The following is a 16,244-nucleotide window of genomic DNA, read 5'->3' as shown; positions in this document are numbered from 1 at the left end:
ATCCGCAGACCAGGAAGAAGTGTCGGAAGGATCCGATGCACAGTTCTGCCGGTGGTTCTGCCTGCGTTCCGCCTGCCGGACGGATAAACGGCCTGGTCGTCGCCTGTGCCAACTACTCTCGCGAACATGCGCGCGTTGTGGGTGCCCGCGAGTCAGCTGGGTGCGGTCCTGCCGGTGATCCCGGTCGCGGAACACCTCGCGTCCAACGGGTGCGAGGTGACCGCCGTCGCGTCCGGCGCCCTGGAGCTGCACCGGCCCTCGGTCGCGGAGTCGGTGCGGTTCATCTCCTTTCCCACCACCGTGAAGCACACGGGAAGGGAGGAGGTGAGCGCGGCCAGCAGCCGCCTGGAGCACGTCGAGACGCAGGAGGAGAAGGAGCGGCGCATCTTCGCGCGGACCGTGCGCGAGATCGAGGACATCACCGCCGCCGTCAAGATGACCCGGCCCGACGTGATCCTCGGCGATCCGTTCGTCATGGGCACACCGCTCGCGGGCGAGCTCCTCGGCGTGCCGGTGGTGTCCCTGATCCACCACCTCTTCGACGAGGGCGCCTCGCACTACTGGCCGCACCAGCACGTGTGGATGCGCAGGAACCCGAAGAGCCCCGAGGGGTTCGTCGAGTGGTGGAACGGCCTGCGCTGCCGGCTCGGCCTGCCCCCGGAACCGAGACCCGCCGCGCAGGCCCAGTGGTGGCCGCACTCCCGCCACGCCTCGGTGCTGCTGACGCACCCGATGGTGCGTTATCGCCCCCGCCCGCTGCCCGCGTACGCCGGCCTCGCGCTGCCGCGGACGTGGGACCCCTCCGCGGGGTACGGCGACGCCGAGTCCGTCGTGGACAGGATGACGACCGGGCGGACGCCCCAGGTGCTGGTGACGAGTTCCTCGCTGTGGCAGCCGGACAGCGGCTTCGTGTGGTCGGCCATCGAGGCGTGCCGCGAGCTGGGCTGGGACGTCACCACGACCGTGCCGTCCGTCAAGGACTCCGGCAGCCGCGTGACGGCCGCCCACTCGTTCCTCCCGCACTCGCGCCTTCTCCCCGCGGCGGACGTCGTCGTGACGGGAGCCGGTCTGGGGACGGCACTGCGCGCCGTCGAGGCCAGGACTCCGCTCGTGCTCTGCCCGTCGAGGTGGACCAACCCGCGGTCCCGGAAGCGGGACACCACGCACATCGCCGAGGTGCTCACCGGCGCGGGCGTCGCCGAACGCGTCTTCCAGGAGGACGCGACCCCGGACGCGATGCGAGCCGCGCTGCAACGGCTCGTCGCGCGCCGCGACGAGGTGCGCCGCCGGTTCGGCGAGTTCGGTGCGGCGCTGGAGGACGGCCTGAGATGCAGGGCGGTCCTCGACACGGATGGCCTCTGCGAGCTGATCCGGCGCGTCGCGGAACGCGGACGTCCGGCGCCGGCCTGAGCCTCGGCCGAAAAGTTCCGGTACCGCGGGTGACCCGCAAGGCCTATGCAACTGAAACGTGTTCTAGTTATCCTACGACGCATGATCGCCACAGTGGTGTGGGGCACGGGAAACGTCGGCCGTGCCGCGATTCGGGCCGTCGAGGCTCATCCGGCGCTGAAGCTGGCGGCCGTCGTCGTCCACAACCCGGACAAGGTCGGACGGGACGCGGGCGTTCTCGCCGGGCTCGACGTCGAACTCGGGATCACGGCCACCAGCGACATCGACGCGGTGCTGGCCGCCAGTCCACGTGCCGTGGTGTACGCGGCCTCCGGCGACATCCGCCCGGACGACGCGCTCGCCGACATCACCAGGGCGATCCGGGCCGGCGCGATCGTCGTCACGCCCTCGCTGTACGCGCTCTACGACCACCGCAGCGCGCCGCCGGAGCTACGAGAACCGGTTCTAACTGCCATCGCGGAGGGCGGTGGTTCGCTGTTCGTCTCCGGTGTCGACCCCGGCTGGGGCAACGACGTGCTGCCGTTGCTGATCAGCGGCCTGGGCAGCGAGATCGACGCGGTCCGCTGCCAGGAGATCTTCGACTACTCGACCTACGACCAGCCGGACGCGGTGCGGTGGCTGATCGGCATGGGCCAGCCGCTGGACTACCAGGCGCCGATGCTGATGCCGACGGTGCCGACCATGGTGTGGGGCGGGCAGATCCGGCTCATGGCCAGGGCGCTGGGTGTCGAGGTCGAGGAGATCCGCGAGACCGTCGACCGGCGTGCGCTCGACGCCACGGTGACGACGCGGACCATGGGCGAGTTCGAGGCGGGCACGCAGGGTGCGATCCGGTTCGAGGTGCAGGGCATCGTCGGCGGCAAACCGCTCATCGTCATCGAGCACGTCACGCGCATTCACGCGTCGTGCGCCACGGACTGGCCGATGCCGCCGTCCGGGGACGGCGCGCACAAGGTGATCATCGAGGGACGCCCGCGCATCGAGGTCTCGGTCGAGGCCACCGACGAGGGCGAGAACCGGTCCGCGGGCGGCAACGCGACAGCGGTCGGCCGGCTGGTGAACGCCATCGACTGGCTCGCCGCCGCGGATCCCGGCCTCTACGACGCGCTCGACGTCCCGCTGCGCCCCGCCACCGGCAAGCTCGGAAGGACCTCACGATGAACCTCGACATCCCCGAGGGCAAGGACCCGATCGCGTACGTGTGGGGCGAGATGGTGCCCGGCATCGGTGTCGCGGCGGCGAACTTCTCGCTGGCGGTGTACAGCCACACCACGCTCGGGCTGCGCGAGTTCGAGGCGGCGCGGCTGCGGATCGCGCAGATCAACGGGTGCATGTTCTGCATGGACTGGCGGACCGAGCGCGACGGGCAGAAGGTCGAGGAGGGGTTCCTCGACGCGGTGACCCAGTGGCGCACCACCGACGCCTTCGACGACCGCACCAGGCTGGCCGCGGAGTACGCCGAGCGGTACGCACTGGATCACCACGGTCTCGACGAGGAGTTCTGGTCCCGCATGACCGCGCACTACAGTCAGGTGGAGATCGCGGAGCTGAGCATGTGCATCGGCTCGTGGCTCGCGTTCGGCAGGTTGAACCACGTGCTGGGCCTCGACGCCATGTGCGTGCTGCCCAAGTTCTGAGTCCTCCGCACCGGACTCACAGATCAGTCGCGATGATCTTCTCGATGTTCCGCTCGGCCAGCGCGGTGATGGTGACGAACGGGTTCACGGTGGTGTTGCCGGGAATCAGCGCACCGTCCATCACGTACAGACCGCTGTAACCGTGCAGGCGGCCGTGGTTGTCGGTGGCCTTGTTCAGCACGGCGCCGCCGAGCGGGTGGTACGTCAGGTGGTCGCCCCAGACCTTGTAGACGCCGAAGAGGTCGGTCCGGTAGATCGTCCCCTCCTTCGCGTTGATCTTGTCGAAGATGGTCCTGGCGGCGTTGATGGACGTCTGCTTCCACGCGGTCTGCCAGTTGAGGTCGACCCTGCCCGCGGCGGCGTTCCACGAGAACTCGGCGCGGCTCGGCGTCCTGGTGATGGACAGGTAGAACGAGGCGTACGTCTCGATCCCCGTCGGCAGCGGGGCCACCTCCGCGAACGCGCCGCCCGCCGCCCAGTTGTCGATGCCCGCGGTGGGGATGGACGACTGCAGTGAGCCGGTCGGGTCCCACATGTGGTTGGCACGGCCGCACATGACGTTGCCGTTGTCGCCCCAGCCCTTGCCGATCTCGCCGTTGAGGTTCGGCAGCGCTCCGGTGGACTTGAGCTTCACCAGCAGCTTGCTCGTCCCGACGCTGCCCGCCGCGAAGAACACCTTGGCCGCCGTGACGCTCTTGGTCGCGACCGTGGCACCGGTGGTGTTGATCTGTTCGATGGTGACGGTGTAGCCGCCACCGGACGCGGGTGCGACCGACGTGACCTTGTGCAGCGGGGAGATCGTGACCCGGCCGGTCGCCCTGATCTTGCGCAGGTAGGTCTGCTGCAGGGACTTCTTGCCGTGGTTGTTGCCGTAGAGGATCTCGCCGGCCAGCGCCGACTTCGGGACGGTGCCGGCCGCCTCCTGCTTCATGTAGTCCCAGTCGTACACGTTGGGCACGTAGACGAACGGGAAACCGGACCGCTGGGCGTGTTTGCGGCCGACCCTGGCGTACTGGTAGCACGCGGTGGTGCCGAACCAGGCCGGGTCGATCATCGTGACCCCGAGCTCGGCGTTGGCACGCGGGTAGTAGACGTTGTACATCTCGTCCGGGTTGACCGTCGGCAGGACCTCGCCGAAGTACTCACGGCGTGGCGTGACGGCCATGCCGCCGTTGACGAGCGACCCGCCACCGACACCGCGCCCCTGGTAGACGGTGATGCCGCCGAACTCCTCCGCGTCCAGGATCCCGGTGTAGCGCGGGACGTCCTTGTCGATCGGGAAGCCCAGGAAGTTGCTGATCGGCTGTTTCGTCCTGGTCCGCAACCAGTACGACCGCTGGTCCGGTGTCGTGGTGTTGGCGAAGATCTTGCCGTCCGCACCGGGCGTGTCCCACGCCAGACCCATTTCGATCATGTGGACGTCGACACCGGCCTGCGCGAGACGCAGGGCCGTCACGCAGCCGGCGTAACCGGTACCGATGACCAGAGCGGGCACGACGGCGGCGTCGGAGATGGTCGCGGAAGCGGAGGCTCGTGCCGCGGGACTCAGGCCGCCGAGGGCCACCGCTCCAAGAATAGAACCGGTTCCTGCGATGAACGTGCGTCGAGAGGGACCCTTGAAACCGTTGTCACACCTCATTGTGTGGGCCATGTGATCTTCCTCACTCTTGCCGTATGAGAACAAGTTATACCTTTGGTTCGGGGGCAAGTCACTACCTCGCCGTTCCGGTTCTCTGCGCCGGTGAGGTGAAGGTCGGCCTCCCTCGGCCGGATGCCGGACTGCTCCCGGTTGATCCACTCTCGTGAGGTCTTTGCGCGGCAAGGAACTTCGGAGTGCCGCATTGGGGACTTCTCGCCGAGCGCCTGCACCGCCGGGGAAGCCCCGCATGGCCGGGGCGCGCTGCTGGTGGCGTGCGCCGCGCCGTCCCGCTCCCCCAGGCGTGTCCGGCGGTCCTCGCTGCGGACACCCTGCCCGGCATCGAGGCGCTCGCGACCGTCGCAGGTGGACGAATTGAGCACTGTGCTGAACGAGTGATGGATGCGAACATGTGTTCGTGAGCCTCACGCCGATCCTGCACGCCGACCTGGACGCGTTCTACGCCGCCGTCGAGCAGCGGGACGACCCGCGCCTGCGCGGCCGCCCGGTGATCGTGGGCGGCGGCGTGGTGCTGGCGGCGAGCTACGAGGCCAAGGCGTTCGGCATCCGCACCGCGATGGGCGGCGCACGTGCGCTGCGCCTCTGCCCTCACGCCGTCGTCGTGCCGCCGCGCATGTCCGCGTACTCGGCGGCGAGCAAGGCGGTCTTCGAGGTGTTCCGCGACACCACCCCGCTGGTGGAGGGCCTGTCGATCGACGAGGCGTTCCTCGACGTCGGCGGCCTGCCCAGGATCGTCGGGCCACCGGAACTGATCGCCAGACGGCTGCGTGAGCGCGTGCTCGACGAGGTCGGCCTGCCCATCACCGTCGGGGTGGCCCGCACGAAGTTCCTCGCCAAGGTCGCGAGCGCCGTGGCCAAACCCGACGGCCTGCTGGTCGTGCCGGCCGACCGCGAGCTCGACTTCCTGCACCCGCTCCCGGTGCAGCGGCTGTGGGGCGTGGGCAAGGTGACCGCCGCCAAGCTGCACGACCTGGGCATCCGCACGGTCGGCCAGGTGGCCCGCCTCGACGAGACGGACCTGGTCTCGATCCTGGGCAAGGCGGCGGGCCGGCACCTGCACGCGTTGGCGCACAACCGCGACCCGCGCCCGGTCCAGGCCGGACGCCGCCGCCGCTCGATCGGCTCCCAGCGCGCCCTGGGCCGCACGCCGCACGACCTCGACGCCATCCTCGCCTCGCTCGTCGACGGCATCACACGACGGCTGCGCAACGCCCATCGCGCCTGCCGAACCGTCGTGCTGCGCCTGCGTTTCGCGGACTTCACCAGGGCGACGCGCTCGCACACGCTGATCCACCCGACAGCGGAGACCGGCCTCCTGCTGACCGCCGCACGGCTGCTTCTCACCGCCGCCCTGCCGGAAATCGCGAGCCGCGGCATCACGTTGCTGGGCGTGTCCCTGACCAACCTGAGCGACGAGGACACGATTCAGTTGATGCTGCCGTTCGACGACAACCACTCGCCCGGCGCGCTCGACTCCACATTGGACCGGCTGAAGGACCGGTTCGGCTCATCGTCGGTGACGCGGGCCGCGATGCTCGGCCGCGATCCCGGCATCTCGGTGCCGCTGCTACCGGACTAGTCGAACCTTCCCGGGATCGGCGCCAGCGGGTACTGGCGCCAGAAGAACGCGTCGGCGGCGTGCTGGTCGGCGGCGAAGTTCACCGCCTCCACGATCTTGCCGCCACGGATCCGGTACGCCAGCGTCCACGTGATGTCCAGACCCGGAGGCGTCGTGCTCCAGCCGCGATGCATGTCGACCACCCACTCCCCGTCCGCCGCCAGGAACAGGATCTCCGCCCGGAATCCGGACCTGGCCAGCTGACCGAAGAAAGCGAGCACCTCGGAGGCGCCGACCTTGGTGCCGGACAGCGGATGGTGGCCGGGAATGGTCCAGCGGATGTCGGCCGCGAAGAACGGCCGCAAAGACTCCAGGTCGCCGGACCCGTAGGCCTGGTAGTAGCGGCGGATCAGCGTCACGTTGGGGTGTTCGCGGGCGTGCGCGGCAGGCGCGGCGATCGCGGTGGCCGCCAGGCCCGCGGCGCCCGCGCGGATCAGGGTGGATCGGCTCAGTTCCATGGCCGCAACGCAACCAGCGCCGGCTCACAGCGGTCCAATACCCGCGCCCATACGTTTCAGGCATGGACGTCGACACCCGGCTGTTGCGGTACTTCGTCGCGGTCGCGGATCACCTCAGCTTCACCGCGGCCGCCGAGGAGTTGTACGTCGCGCAGCCGTCGTTGAGCCGGCAGATCAAGCAGTTGGAGTCGAGACTCGGCGTGGAACTGTTCGTCAGAGCCAGCTCCGGGATCGAACCGACCGCGGCAGGCAATGCCCTGCTGCCGGCCGCACGACGTCAGATCGCGGACTGGCAGGACGCGGTGCGGCTCGCCCGTACCACCGCGGCGGCGGAGCGGAACGTGCTGCGGGTCGGGTTCACCGCCACCGGTGGTGGCACTTTCGCGCGCAACGCCCGAGCGGTGTTCAAGGAACGGTTTCCGGGCGTGACCGTTGAGCCGAAACGGTTCGACTGGGGCGGTGAGCCCCAGGCGCTGCGGGACGGCTTGGCGGACGTCGCTTTCGTGTGGTTGCCCGCGAACCTCCGGAAGTTGCACTCGGTGGCCGTCGCGACCGAGCCGCGGTGGGTGGCCGTGCGCAAGACACATCCGTTGGCGGAAAAGGAGGAAGTCGGTATTGGCGACCTCCGGGACGAGCCCCTCATGTGGACGAAGCTGGCGCCGCGGGAGTGGGTGGACTGGTGGGCGGTCAACCCGCGGCCGGACGGGTCGGCGCCGGTGTGGGGGCCGGAGAACGAAAACGTCGAGGAGATGCTGGAGCACGTCGCCACCACGTCCGGGGTGTGCATCGGGCCGGAGTCGATGAAGAGCTTCTACGTGCACCCGGACCTCACCTGGCGGCCGATCGTCGACGTCGAACCGCTGCGGATCGCGCTGGCCTGGCCGGAGCAGCCGGCCAACCCGCTGGTCCGGGAGTTCGTCGGCGTTGTGCGCCGACTGGAGTCTTGATCGCTCCACACGGTCAGGCCAAGGTGAGGGAAGTTCAGGTACCTGAACACCTCGGAAGCCGACGGCGTCAGACGAGGAGCACGGATGCGGAAACGCGCGACAGTCGTCCCACTGCTGGCCCTGCTGGGGCTGGTCCTTCCCACTCCGGCAGCGGCCCAGCCGACCAACACGGTCGTGTCCGGGCAGGCCAGGTTCCAGGTCCTCTCCCCCACCCTCGTGCGCAGTGAGTACGCGGGAGACCGCAGGTTTGAGAATGCGCCCACTTACAACGTTGTAAATCGCACCGGCTTTCCCCGAACCCCCTATCTCACGCGGGTCGAAGACGGCTGGCTGATCATCACCACCTCGGCTCTGACCTTGCGTTATCGCGTGGACTCCGGGCCGTTCCGCGCGGACAACCTCGAACTGACGACCAACGGCACGACCGCGTCCCCGTGGCGGCGGGTGGTCTGTGCGACCGGTCAGCTCTGCGAGGCAGAAGACCAGCAACGAGAGGGCATGCTGGTCGCGCGGGAGCATCCCGGCCACACCGGCGCGGGCTTCGTGGCGGGTTTCTCCTACGCCAACAACGGGATCACTGCGACGGTCAGAGCCGCCGCCCCGGGAAAGCACCGGATCGCCGTCAAGTACGCGAACGGGCGTGGCGGTGACGGCAGGCACGAGAACCGCACGCTCAGCCTCAGCGTCGACGGCCGGTTCTCGCGGCAGATCACCTTGCCGGCGACAGCGGACTGGCGCGACTGGAAGCCGGCCGAGGCCGAGGTCGACCTGCCGGCGGGTGAACACCGCGTCTCGCTGACGAAGAACCTCACCGACTCGGGCAATGTCAACGTTGACAGCCTCGCGCTGCTCGGACTCGGCCAGCCGTACCCGGCCACACCGGACCGGGCGCTGGACGACTGCCGGTTCGGTACCACGTGCGAGGCCGAGAACGGCGCGCTCACCGGCGCGGCCGCCATCGCCGACGAGCACGCCGGCCACACCGGCACCGGGTTCGTCGCCGAGCTGGTCGGCGGGACGAAGCTCAGCCAGCGGGTGAGCGGTGTCCCGGCGGCGGGCACCTACACCGTGAACCTGCGCTACGCAAACGGTGTCGGCGGCGACGGCAGGCACGAGCCGCGAACCGTGCTGCTCAACGGGCAGGCGATCACGTTGCCCACGACGGCGAACTGGGCCACGTGGGCCACCACAGCCGCGCGGATCCCTTTGCCCGCAGGTACTTCCGACCTCGCCGTCACGTGTCCGGACACCGGCTGCCACGTCAACCTCGACACCATCGGCGTCGACGCCACCCAGCAGCACCTGGCGCTCGGCGGCTACCGGCGCTCGCTCGACGGCTACACCGGCAACAGCGGTGCCCCACAGCTCTACCCCGGCCTGTTGTACCGCGACGGCTGGTACCTGCTGGACGACACGGGTTCCGCCTACGCCAACGGCACGCCGCGACCGGACCGTGGAGCGCAGCCGTACCAGGACGGTTACGTGTTCGGATATGGCCAGGACCACAAGGCGGCACTGGGTGACCTCGCGCGGCTGACCGGCGGGCCGAACCTGTTGCCGCGCTGGGCTTACGGCGTCTGGTACTCCGAGTACATCGACCGGACCGCCGCCGACTACCGCGACCGGATCCTGCCCGCGTTCCGGCAGCACGGCGTGCCGCTGGACGTGCTGGTGGTGGACACCGACTTCAAGGCGCACAACACGTGGAACGGCTGGCGCGTCGACACGAACAAGTTCCCCGACCCGCAAGGCTTCCTGGACTGGGTGCACGGCGAAGGGCTGCACAGCACGCTCAACATCCACCCGAGCATCCAGGGCACCGATCCGGACTTCCCGCGGGCTCAGGCCACCGCCAAGGGCAAGCTCGCGAAGGGGCAGGGTTGCACGGACTGCTACGTCTTCGACTGGGGCGACCCGGACCAGCTGCGCGCGTACATCGAACTGCACCAGAAGATGCCGACGGACTTCTGGTGGCTCGACTGGTGCTGCGACGGTTCGGGATCGTCGTTGCGCGGGGTCACGCCGGACTCGTGGATCAACGAGCAGTACGCGAAGCTCGGAGGGTTCGCGTTCTCGCGCGGCTTCGGGTCGTTGCAGGCGGGCGGCTACAGCGGATCCGGGCCGCTGCCGACCGGACCGTGGGCGGAGAAGCGCACCACCCTGCACTTCACCGGCGACACCTCGTCGACGTGGGGCGCGCTCAAGGCGACCATCGGCTACACCTCGGCCGAGGGGGTGTCGACCGGGATGTCCGCGATCAGCCACGACATCGGCGGGCACAACGACACCACCGGGCTGCGCGGCTCGGAGACGTACCTCGACAACGGTCAGCTCCGCTACACCACCAAGCTGCCGGACGATCTCTACGCGCGGTGGGTGCAGCTCGGCGCGTTCCAGCCGATCACGCGGCTGCACAGCAACCACGGTGATCGCCTGCCGTGGCAGTACGGTCCGGCCGCGCAGGCGTCGGCGACCAAGTTCCTGAACCTGCGCGAACGCCTGGTGCCGTACCTCTACACGCTGGCGGAGCAGGCCAGCCGCACCGGAGTTCCCGTGGTGCGCCCGGCTTTCATCGACCACCCCGGCAGCCCGGAGGCGTACTCCACCGTGGACACCCAGTTCCTGCTCGGCCCGGACGTGCTGGTCGCGCCGATCACGACGCCCGGTGACACCGGTGAGACGCGGGTGTGGTTCCCGCCGGGCCAGTGGACCGACTACTTCACCGGCCGCGTGTACCAGGGCAACACGTGGGCGACCGTCAGCGCGGGCTGGGACACCATGCCGGTGTTCCTGCGCGCCGGCGGAATGCTGGTCGAACGCACGAACAACGTCACCAACGACGTGCAGAACCCGACCGACGCGCTCACGGTGCACGTGACCGCCGGAGCGACGGGCGAGTTCACGTTGTACGAGGACAAGGGCCGCACCCGGATCACCCAGCACAAGGGCGTGATCACGGTGCAGCAGAGCAAGGTTTCCAAACGGGACTGGACGGTCGTCGTGCACAACGCCGACGGGTCGAGTCGTGTCGTCCGGGCGCCGGGAGTGCGTCAGCTGGCGGTGATCGACATCCGCTGATCAGTCCTCCGGCACCCAGTCCAGCAACCGCACCTTCGCGACCGTGCGGACGTGCTTGCGCATGGCGGCCGCCGCCTTCTTCGGATCGCCCGCGGCGATGGCCTCGTAGATCGCCGTGTGCTGCGCCAGTGAACGGGACGGGCGACCCGGCTGGCGCAGCGACTCGGTGCGGCTCTCGGTGATCTGGCCGGCGATGGTCTTCATGAAGTCGGCGAGCAACGAGCTGTGCGCGGCGGCGGTGACGGCGGCGTGGAAGCGGCGATCTCCTTCCACGCCGAAGTCACCGCCGGCGATCTCGTCGCGCATGAAGTCCAGGGCCTGGCGGATGTCCTCGAGCTCGGCGTCCGTGCGGCGTTCCGCGGCGAGCTCGGCGAGCTTCGTCTCCAGCGCCTCGCGCGCCTCCAGCACCTCCGGGAGGCGCTTGCGGCGTTCGACGAGCTGCTCGACCGGTTCGACGTCGAGGGTGTCGCGGACGAGGTAGGTGCCGCCGCCGTGACGTGCTTCGACGAGGCCCTGAACCTCCAGCACCACGATCGCCTGCTTCACCGACGCGCGGCTCACGCCGAGGCTCGCGGCGAGCTCGCGCTCGGCGGGCAGCTTGTCGCCCGCGCTCAGGCCCGCTTCGGCCACGTACGCGCGCAGGCGTTCGAGCACCTGCTCGTACAGGCGGGACTTGACCATGGGCCGCAGTGCCTCCGACATCGGTCCAGGATATCCGCTGAAGTGGCTCAGCCACTAGGCCACCTCTTGACAGCCGGTGGACCGTGGGCGGAAAGTGGCTCAGCCACTTAGCCACCTCTGGGAGAGCCCAACGACGGGAGCCCTGCATGTCCGCCGAACTGATCTCCATACTCGTGCTGGTCGTGGTCTTCGTCATCGCCACGACCAGGTCGATCAACATGGGCGCGCTCGCGTTCGCCGCCGCGTTCGGCGTCGGCACGCTGGTCGCGGACATGAAGACCGACGACATCTTCAAGGGCTTCCCCGGCTCGTTGTTCGTCGTGCTGGTCGGGGTGACGTTCCTGTTCGCCATCGCGCGGGCCAACGGCACCACGGACTGGCTGGTGCACCTGGCGATCCGGCTGGTGGGCGGGCGGATCGCCCTGATGCCGTGGGTGATGTTCGCGATCACCGGCGTCCTCACGGCGATCGGCGCGGTGAGCCCGGCGGCAGTCGCCATCGTCGCGCCGATCGCGATGGGCTTCGCCGCGAAGTACAAGATCAGTCCGCTGCTGATGGGCGTGATGGTGGTGCACGGCGCGCAGGCCGGCGGCTTCTCCCCCATCAGCATCTACGGCACGATCGTCAACGGCATCGTGGCCAAGGAAGGCTTACCGGGCAACGAGATCGTGCTGTTCCTGGCGAGCCTCGTGGTGAACCTGCTGATCTCCGCCGTGGTGTTCGTGGTGTGCGGCGGCATGAAGCTGGCCCGGCACCCCGTCGCGGCACCCGCGCTCGTCCACGCGGGCGGTGGAGGAACCGCGGACGACGCCGAGGACCCGATCACGCTGACCGCGCCGCGCATCGCCACCCTCGTGGGGCTGACCGCGCTCGTCGTGGCGGCGCTGGTGTTCGACCTCGACGTCGGACTCGCCGCGATCACGGTGGCGGTGCTGCTCAGCGTGGTGTGGCCGGAGACCTCCAAGCAGGCGATCACCCAGATCACCTGGCCGACCGTGCTGCTGATCTGCGGCATCCTCACCTACGTCGCCGTGCTGCAGACGATGGGCACGATCAAGTGGGCCGGCGACTCGGTCGCGGGCGTCGGTGCTCCCCTGCTCGCCGCCCTGCTGATCTGCTACATCGGCGCGATCGTGTCCGCGTTCGCCTCGTCGGTCGGCATCATGGGCGCGCTGATCCCGCTCGCCGTGCCGTTCCTGCTGCAGGGTGAGGTCAGCGCGGTCGGGCTGATCGCGGCGCTCGCGGTGTCGGCGACCGTGGTCGACGTGAGCCCGTTCTCCACGAACGGAGCGCTGGTGCTGGCCGGTGCGCAGGACGTCGACCGCGACAAGTTCTTCAAGCAGCTCATGGTTTACGGCGGGATCATGGTCGCGGCAGCGCCGCCGCTGGTCTGGCTCGCCCTCGTCGTCCCCGGAATCTGGTGAGCCCGTGATGTTCCCCTTGTCCTCCGACCGCGTCGCGCTCCGCTTCGGCGACCGCACCCTCACCCACACCGAGCTCGCGTCCTGTGCGGGAGCCCTGGCACGCGAGTTGTCCGGGCTGCCCCGCGTGGCGATCTGGGCAACGCCGTCGATCGAGACGTGCGTCGCCGTCGTCGCGGCTCTGCTCGCCGGGGTGCCCGCCGTGCCGCTCAACCCGAAGGTGGGCGAACGCGAACTGGCGCACATCGTGGCGGACAGCGCGCCCGCCAACGTGCTCGCAGCACCGGGAGCGCGGTTGCCCGAAGGACTGCAGTCGGTGCCGCGGCGGGACGTCACGCTCGACGTCTCGTCGGACGAGCCGTTCGCGGAGCCGGATCCCTCCTCGCCCGCGCTGACCGTCTACACCTCGGGCACCACGGGAGCGCCCAAGGGCGTCGTGCTGCCCCGCCGGGCGATCGTGTCCACACTGGACGCCGTGGCCGAAGCGTGGGAGTGGACCTCCTCGGACGTGCTGGTGCACGCGCTGCCGCTGTTCCACGTGCACGGCCTGATCCTCGGCGTGCTCGGCCCGTTGCGGCGCGGCGGCACGCTGCACCACCTGGGCAAGTTCTCGACGACCGCGTTGACCGAGGCGCTGGACGGCGACGGCACGATGATGTTCGGCGTGCCGACGATGTACCACCGCATCGCGGAGGAGGTCGGCTCGAATCCCGGCCTCGCTCACGCGCTGCGCTCGGCACGGCTGCTGGTGTCGGGCTCGGCCGCGTTGCCCGTGCGCGACCACGAGCGGATCGCGGCGGCGACCGGCCAGCGGGTGGTCGAGCGCTACGGCATGACAGAGACGCTGATGAACACCAGCGTGCGCGCCGACGGCGACCGCCGTCCCGGCACCGTCGGCGTGCCGCTGCCGGGGGTCGAGGCCCGGCTCGTCGACGACAACGGCCAGACCTTGGAAGAAACCGGTGCGGTGGGCGAGATCCAGGTCCGCGGGCCGAACCTCTTCACCGAGTACCTGAACCGCCCGGACGCCACCGCCGAGGCGTTCGCGGACGGCTGGTTCCGCACCGGCGACGTCGGCACGCGCGACCCCGACGGCTACTACCGGATCGTCGGGCGCAAGGCCACGGACATCATCAAGAGCGGCGGCTACAAGATCGGCGCCGGCGAGATCGAGAACGCCCTGCTGGAACACCCGGGAGTCGCAGAGGTGGCGGTGACCGGCGAACCCGACGACGACCTGGGCGAGCGGATCATCGCCTGGGTCGTGCCCGCCGGCCCCGCGCCCGACGAACGGGAGCTCGCCGACCACGTGGCCCGCCTGCTCACCCCGCACAAGCGGCCGCGGCTCGTCCGGTTCGTGGAGTCGTTGCCGCGCAACGACATGGGCAAGGTCGTGAAGCGTGCGCTCCGGGCCTGAGTCCGCCCGCGCGCTGATCGGGCGGCTGGCGTCGGTGTTCACCGAGCTGCCTGATCCGGAGGTGGCCTCGGGATCGGGCAGGCTCGGGTGGGGCGACGTGCCGGCCGCCGCCGGGTGCTCGAGTGGCGGTCCTCTTGGCCGCGCCGGTCACGACGACACCTCAACCACCGCCACCACCACACACGACCGCTCCAGCCACACCGACACACCCACCACCGCGCACGACGGCCCCCTCGGCTGGCCCGGCTACGACGACCAGCTGGCCCAGGCCACCGAGCGAACCGGCGAACGCGAGTCCGTCGTGTGCGGCATCGCGGAAATCGGCCGCGTCACCGCGATGGTCGTGGCATTCGAGTTCGGCTTCTTCGGCGGCTCGCTGGGAACCCGCACCGGCGCACGCATCGAGCAGGCGTTCGAGCGGGCCCGCGCGCTGCGGCTGCCGGTGGTGTCGCTGGTCAGGACCGGAGGCAGCCGGATGCAGGAGGGCACGCCCGCCTTGCTGCAGCTGCAACGCATCGCGCGCCAGCTCGTCCTGACGCGTGAGGCGGGGCTGCCGCACATCGCCGTGCTGCGCGACCCCACCACCGGTGGCGGCTGGGCGACGCTCGGGGCCGGCGCCGACGTCGCGCTGGGCCTTCGCGGTGCCCAGGTCGGGTTCGCCGGGTCACGGGTGCGGCCGCCGGGATACTCGGTGACCCAGCAGTTCGCGGCCGGTCTGGTCGATCAGCTCGTGCCGCCGGACGAGCTGCGGGTCCGGCTGGAACGCTGGCTGCGGCTGCTCACCCCGGCCGAGCTCGAGCCCGCTGCCGTGCCGGCGGCGCTGGGATGTGCGGAGTTGCCGGACACCGGCTGGGACGCGGTGCAACGCGCCCGTGCACCGGACCGGCCGCGTGCCGCCGCTTACCTCGCGGCCTACTTCGACTGGCACGAGCCGATCAGCGGAGACCGTTGCGGCGGCGTCGATTCCGGTGTGCTGTGCGGGTTCGGACAGCGTTCCGGCACGACGATCGCGTACGCCGCGCAGTGCGGCACGGCCACGCGGCCGGCCGGGTTTCGCACGGCGGCGCGCCTGGTGCGGCTGGCCGACCGGCTCGGGATCCCGGTGCTGACGCTCGTGGACACGCCCGGCGCGGCCAACGACGCGGCCGCCGAGAAGGCGGGTGTCGGAGCGGCCATCGCGGACATGTTCACCGCGGTCGCGGCCGCTCGGGTGCCGGTGACGACGCTGGTGATCGGCGAAGGCGGGTCCGGTGGAGCACTCGCGTTCGCGGCGCCCGGCCGGTTGTGGGTCACGCCGAACAGCTACCTCGCGGTGATATCGCCCGAGCTCGCGGCGGCGATCCTGAAGCGCGATCCGTCGCGGGTGCGGGACACCGCCGACCAGTTGCGGCTGCGGCCGCAGGACCTGGTCGAGCTCGGGATCGCGCGCGGAGTCGCTAGGCCGCGGGAACGGTGAACACCCGCAGGAACGTGTCGAGCAGCTTGCGGCGGCCGCTCACGTCGACCCGCCCGCTCTTCGCCGCCCGCACGATCGCGCGGTAGGAGGCCAGCTCGTCGTCGGCGAGGTTGGCCGTGATGACCAGATCCGGCTTGCCGGGGTGCGGACCGACACCGGTCTCGAGCTTGCCGTCGGTCAGCACGGCGTGCAGCACGAAGTCGCGCGCGTGGATCTCCCAGCTCGCGGTCACGCCGGCCGCCTCCTGGGGCTGGAAGGCGGCGCGGAGGTTCAGCGTCACACCCTCGACGCTGACGTGGTCGCCCGGCTGCGGGTCGCCGAGCTGCCTGGCACCCCAGCGGCCGAGCGCGAGGAGTGCGGGCTCCAGCTCCTGGCCGGACGGGGTCAGCGCGTAGACGGTCATCAGCGCGCCGAGTTTCTTGTGCCGCTCCGGCGCGAGCTCGACGACGGCGGCGCTGAGCGAG

General features: G+C 70.1%; 13 protein-coding genes. 9 read left to right on the top strand and 4 right to left on the bottom strand.

Translation table 11 applies throughout. From position 1 onward, the window contains the following. Positions 1 to 126 precede the first annotated feature (126 nt). The 3 genes from ABFX45_RS03970 to ABFX45_RS03960 all read left to right on the top strand — a co-directional run bounded on the left by ABFX45_RS03970 (position 127) and on the right by ABFX45_RS03960 (position 3,047). Entirely contained in the window at positions 127 to 1,410 is a 1,284-nt protein-coding gene (locus tag ABFX45_RS03970; RefSeq protein WP_109639447.1) for a glycosyltransferase, read from the top strand. An 81-nt stretch (positions 1,411 to 1,491) separates the two neighbouring features. Then, on the top strand, positions 1,492 to 2,571 hold the full coding sequence (locus ABFX45_RS03965; protein ID WP_346127678.1) for an NAD(P)H-dependent amine dehydrogenase family protein: 1,080 nt from the start codon (positions 1,492 to 1,494) through the stop codon (positions 2,569 to 2,571). Further along, on the top strand, positions 2,568 to 3,047 hold the full coding sequence (locus ABFX45_RS03960) for a carboxymuconolactone decarboxylase family protein (protein WP_109639449.1): 480 nt from the start codon (positions 2,568 to 2,570) through the stop codon (positions 3,045 to 3,047). The genes ABFX45_RS03965 and ABFX45_RS03960 overlap by 4 nt, the downstream gene beginning before the upstream one ends. 16 nt (positions 3,048 to 3,063) lie before the next feature. On the opposite strand, the gene ABFX45_RS03955 is transcribed toward ABFX45_RS03960, so the two are convergent. Beyond that, complete coding sequence (locus ABFX45_RS03955; RefSeq protein ID WP_456085580.1) at positions 3,064 to 4,611, bottom strand: FAD-dependent oxidoreductase; 1,548 nt, start codon at positions 4,609 to 4,611, stop codon at positions 3,064 to 3,066. Between the two features lie 484 nt (positions 4,612 to 5,095). Here ABFX45_RS03955 and dinB point away from each other — a divergent pair, with 484 nt between their 5' ends. Beyond that, the gene (dinB, locus tag ABFX45_RS03950) at positions 5,096 to 6,283 is read left to right on the top strand and encodes a DNA polymerase IV (protein WP_346127675.1); all 1,188 of its coding nucleotides are present in this window, start codon (positions 5,096 to 5,098) and stop codon (positions 6,281 to 6,283) included. Here the strand turns inward: dinB and ABFX45_RS03945 are convergent. After that, positions 6,280 to 6,780 carry a nuclear transport factor 2 family protein gene (locus ABFX45_RS03945; RefSeq protein WP_346127673.1) on the bottom strand — a complete coding sequence of 167 codons (501 nt, stop codon included), beginning with the start codon at positions 6,778 to 6,780 and terminating at the stop codon, positions 6,280 to 6,282. The two genes, dinB and ABFX45_RS03945, sit on opposite strands and share 4 nt — an antisense overlap. Before the next feature lie 62 nt (positions 6,781 to 6,842). On the opposite strand from ABFX45_RS03945, the gene ABFX45_RS03940 reads away from it, so the two are divergent. Both ABFX45_RS03940 and ABFX45_RS03935 read left to right on the top strand, forming a co-directional pair. Next, positions 6,843 to 7,727 (top strand): LysR family transcriptional regulator, encoded by an 885-nt coding sequence (locus tag ABFX45_RS03940; protein WP_346127671.1) that lies wholly within the window; start codon positions 6,843 to 6,845, stop codon positions 7,725 to 7,727. An 84-nt stretch (positions 7,728 to 7,811) separates the two neighbouring features. After that, positions 7,812 to 10,805 (top strand): TIM-barrel domain-containing protein, encoded by a 2,994-nt coding sequence (locus ABFX45_RS03935; RefSeq protein ID WP_346127670.1) that lies wholly within the window; start codon positions 7,812 to 7,814, stop codon positions 10,803 to 10,805. Here the strand turns inward: ABFX45_RS03935 and ABFX45_RS03930 are convergent, their stop codons facing one another. Beyond that, positions 10,806 to 11,507 (bottom strand): FadR/GntR family transcriptional regulator, encoded by a 702-nt coding sequence (locus ABFX45_RS03930; protein ID WP_112225440.1) that lies wholly within the window; start codon positions 11,505 to 11,507, stop codon positions 10,806 to 10,808. A gap of 125 nt (positions 11,508 to 11,632) precedes the next feature. Here ABFX45_RS03930 and ABFX45_RS03925 point away from each other — a divergent pair, with 125 nt between their 5' ends. Genes ABFX45_RS03925 through ABFX45_RS03915 form a run of 3 tightly spaced genes read left to right on the top strand, consistent with a single transcriptional unit; the run spans position 11,633 to position 15,780 of the window. After that, positions 11,633 to 12,910 (top strand): SLC13 family permease, encoded by a 1,278-nt coding sequence (locus ABFX45_RS03925; RefSeq protein WP_109639456.1) that lies wholly within the window; start codon positions 11,633 to 11,635, stop codon positions 12,908 to 12,910. Positions 12,911 to 12,917: 7 nt separating this feature from the next. Continuing rightward, complete coding sequence (locus ABFX45_RS03920) at positions 12,918 to 14,324, top strand: acyl-CoA synthetase (protein WP_346128046.1); 1,407 nt, start codon at positions 12,918 to 12,920, stop codon at positions 14,322 to 14,324. Then, positions 14,308 to 15,780 (top strand): carboxyl transferase domain-containing protein, encoded by a 1,473-nt coding sequence (locus ABFX45_RS03915; protein WP_346127667.1) that lies wholly within the window; start codon positions 14,308 to 14,310, stop codon positions 15,778 to 15,780. Before ABFX45_RS03920 ends, ABFX45_RS03915 begins: the two co-directional genes overlap by 17 nt. On the opposite strand, the gene ABFX45_RS03910 is transcribed toward ABFX45_RS03915, so the two are convergent. Next, positions 15,761 to 16,183, bottom strand: a complete 423-nt coding sequence (locus tag ABFX45_RS03910) for a hypothetical protein (protein ID WP_346127665.1) — start codon at positions 16,181 to 16,183, stop codon at positions 15,761 to 15,763. The genes ABFX45_RS03915 and ABFX45_RS03910 overlap by 20 nt on opposite strands. Positions 16,184 to 16,244: the final 61 nt, after the last annotated feature.

It is taken from the genome of Lentzea roselyniae (genome assembly GCF_039537795.1).
Lineage (GTDB): Bacteria > Actinomycetota > Actinomycetes > Mycobacteriales > Pseudonocardiaceae > Lentzea > Lentzea atacamensis.
Note: the sequence above shows the minus strand (reverse complement) of the source record. Positions and strands in the feature narration are given on the sequence as shown.